Raw genomic sequence first — 2,691 nt, 5'->3', positions numbered from 1 at the left:
CCAAACGATCTCGCCCCGACCAACATGAACGGCCCTAACCGGACTTTGGCCGTTCCATACAACGCTGCGGTGCAGCTTTCGCATTGCGGCCATTCGTGCATGGCGCAGCATTTTTGTCGGCTAAAACGTCGGTGTGCGGACATTGGAGACATCAGGCCGAGGCAGATGGAACCAGTTCAGCACCCGACCAAATACGGCGATTTATGTACAGTCGGTTCTATCGGAGTCCCGTCGTTTTCGGTGGCATGGCGGTTAAAGACCTTGAAACCGGCTGGAAGGATAGTGCCAGGGCGTGCTTCGGAGACAAAGATGTGTTTGCTGTTTTCGGGCGAGGACAAAATCGAAATCGGATCATCAAGGGTGCCAATGTAAATGCCCAACCGATCTGGCCAGCGCTCGAATGTCAGGGCAAGCTTGGTTCCGCATCTGGAGCAGAAGTGAACGTCTACGTCTTTTCCGCTACCTTCCGAAGAGAGCGTGTAGACCGACGCCTTGCCTTCGGTGAACACAAAGTGTTGGCGTTCGAAAATCGGTTCAATCATTCGGTCCGAACCGGTGGCGCGCTGGCAGAACCGGCAGTAGCAGATCGTCACCCAGAGGGGTTCGCTGCCGGTGGTGTATGCCACATTTCTGCAAAGGCAGTGGCCAGTGTGTCCATCCGACAAATCCATTTCCTCTCAAATCACCCAACGATGTTTCTTCCTAGCACACCCGGAGTTCAGTGACGCGATCATAATTGAACGGTAACTCCGGGCTCCTTGCTGCCGTTAGCCGCGTCGCAGCGATCCCGCCAAACGATCTCGCCCCGACCAACATGAACGGCCCATTGCGGACATTCACGCAGTGATTGGCATGCTGCGGTGCGGCCCTTCGGACCGGACATTCGCTGCAACTGCAAAATTTCCGATGGGCGAATTCACACAATGCGGGACAAACCGAGCTTTCGCTGCGGTTTGGCCAAGGTCGGCTTTGGAAACGCCTCTAGAGAACAGCTGCTTGTTACCGGCGAGTGGCTGGTCGGCCCTTGTAGTGTTAAAGTCGTCCCAGAGCATTGCACAGGAGCATCCCTTTCATGGCCGTTCATCGAAGCAATTTTCCAAACATCGAAGCCGAATTATTCTTGGCCTATGGTGGAATGGAAACCGACTTGCTGTTCAACCGTGGCATCGATTTGCCGGGCTTTGCTTCTTACCCGCTCTTGGAAACTGACAAAGGCCGCGCACTTCTCAAAGAGTATTTCGCAGAGATGATCGCATTGGGAAGAGAGACGGGTGTAGGCATTATTCTCGAGAGCCCAACATGGGTTGCGAACCGGGATCGTGGGGCCGTGATTGGCTATGCTCCCGAGAAGATTATGCAGTTGAACCAACAAGCCGTCGCCCTGATGTCAGAGGTGCGTTTAGATCGGGGTGATGTCCCAACAGTGATCAGCGCCAACATAGGCCCGCGGGACGATGCTTACGCACCCAGTGAGCAAATGAGTTCTGATGAAGCTGAGCGATATCACTCTGAACAGATTTCGGCTTTGGCCGAGACCGACGTTGATGTCGTGAGCGGTTACACCCTTGCCTACAGCGCCGAAGCGATAGGCATTGTCCGAGCGGCGCGGCGTTTTGGGTTGCCTGTTGTGATCGCCTTCACGGTTGAGACCAACGGGAAACTACCGACGGGAGCCACCTTGGAAACAGCTATTTCTGAGGTGGATGACGCAACAGAAGGATATACCGCTTACTTTATGATCAACTGCGCACATCCCGACCATTTTGAGCAGGTCCTTGCAGATGGGCCTTGGATGCAGCGGGTAAAAGGTATTGTCGCAAACGCTTCGCGTTGCAGTCACGCTGAACTGGACGAAGCTGAGAAATTGGATGACGGTGATCCGATTGAGCTTGGAAACCAGTTGTCACAAATCCGTCGCCGGTTTCCGCATATTCGCGTTCTGGGAGGATGCTGCGGTACCGACATGAGGCATATGGAACAAATCGCAAAGGCATCCACTGCCCCTTCCGTTTAAGGGCTGGGTCCATCGATTTACCCAACAGCAGAAGCCGACGTTCATCCCATTTGCAGCATCTCGCACTCTGGGCTCCTTCCGGACCTTAGCTGCTTTTGCACATCTTGTGATATACAACGCCGTCAACGTCTGGTTGTCGCATTGGGAGGGTATGGCGGATCGGAGGATCCATCATGGAAACATCAAACTTACCTGCCATTCGCGCACTTCGCCCTGCCTGGAACAAAGGTCGCATCGTCGGCCAGAAGCTTCCGCTGAAGCCCAAGCATGTCTGGGCGATCCGCGTGCGACTCGAGTTGGCCGAAAACCATCGCGAGCTTGCTCTTTTCAATATGGCCATCGACAGCAAATTCCGCGGCTGCGATCTCGTCCGGATGAAAGTGGTCGATGTTTTGGCGTCTGGACAGATCAAGGAAAGAGCATCGGTGCTGCAAAGCAAAACCCAAAAGCCGGTTCGGTTTGAGATTTCGGAGGGCACGCGAGCTTCCGTCGCGAAGTGGATGGAAGATCCGCTGATGATCGGGTCCGAATTTCTTTGGCCAGGACGATTCCATGAGCGCCTCTACATCTCAACGCGTCAATATGCACGGATCGTGCGGGATTGGGTTGCGTCCATCGGTTTGGAAGTCACTGCCTACGGGACCCACTCGATGCGTAGGACAAAGGTTACCCAAATT

At 54.4% G+C, this 2,691-nt stretch carries 3 protein-coding genes; 2 read left to right on the top strand and 1 reads right to left on the bottom strand.

Annotated features, from left to right (window positions below):
* Nucleotides 1-176: 176 nt before the first annotated feature.
* Nucleotides 177-671 carry a GFA family protein gene (locus Q1B15_RS06575; RefSeq protein WP_299751908.1) on the bottom strand — a complete coding sequence of 165 codons (495 nt, stop codon included), beginning with the start codon at nucleotides 669-671 and terminating at the stop codon, nucleotides 177-179.
* A gap of 401 nt (nucleotides 672-1,072) precedes the next feature.
* Between Q1B15_RS06575 and Q1B15_RS06570 the strand changes: the two genes are divergently transcribed.
* Nucleotides 1,073-2,014: a homocysteine S-methyltransferase family protein gene (locus Q1B15_RS06570; RefSeq protein WP_299751905.1), complete on the top strand. Its 942-nt coding sequence runs from the start codon at nucleotides 1,073-1,075 to the stop codon at nucleotides 2,012-2,014.
* Nucleotides 2,015-2,187: 173 nt separating this feature from the next.
* Nucleotides 2,188-2,691 (top strand): integrase (locus Q1B15_RS06565; RefSeq protein ID WP_299751900.1); only part of this gene is annotated, 504 nt, incomplete at its 3' end.

The sequence above is a fragment of the uncultured Boseongicola sp. genome, assembly GCF_937988555.1.
In the GTDB taxonomy this organism is placed as follows: domain Bacteria; phylum Pseudomonadota; class Alphaproteobacteria; order Rhodobacterales; family Rhodobacteraceae; genus Boseongicola.
The sequence above is the reverse complement of the archived record's forward strand: the minus strand, read 5'-3'. Positions and strand labels throughout refer to the sequence as shown.

Coding starts and splice junctions, on each gene's coding strand:
- Q1B15_RS06575 (WP_299751908.1), bottom strand. CDS start 671: ATGGATTTGTCGGATGGACACACTGGCCACTGCCTTTGCAGAAATGTG.
- Q1B15_RS06570 (WP_299751905.1), top strand. CDS start 1,073: ATGGCCGTTCATCGAAGCAATTTTCCAAACATCGAAGCCGAATTATTC.